General features: G+C 60.4%; 1 protein-coding gene. It reads right to left on the bottom strand.

Annotated elements, in window-relative coordinates:
- The coding region (locus tag NQ034_RS16135) for a transposase (protein ID WP_257050028.1) at positions 1–255 on the bottom strand (255 nt) is incomplete at both ends.

Raw genomic sequence — 255 nt, 5'->3', positions numbered from 1 at the left:
TGTGGCGTTTCTTCTCGGCACGTTTCCGGTCGTAATACGCTCTCGATATCGGGTCCTTCAACGCGGCGAAAGCGGACAGGAACAAGGCGCGTTTGAGGACTTTGTTGCCCTTCCGCGATGGGTGATCGCCGCGGATCGACGTACCGGATCTCCAGGTCACGGGTGTGAGTCCGGCATAGGATGCCAAGTGTCCTGCGGTCTCGAAGTGCTTGCCCGCAACCTCGGTGATGATCCGGGCAGCTGTCCTGACGCCGA

This window comes from Brevibacterium moorei (assembly GCF_024580735.1).
Classification (GTDB): domain Bacteria; phylum Actinomycetota; class Actinomycetes; order Actinomycetales; family Brevibacteriaceae; genus Brevibacterium; species Brevibacterium moorei.
The sequence above is the reverse complement of the archived record's forward strand: the minus strand, read 5'-3'. Positions and strand labels throughout refer to the sequence as shown.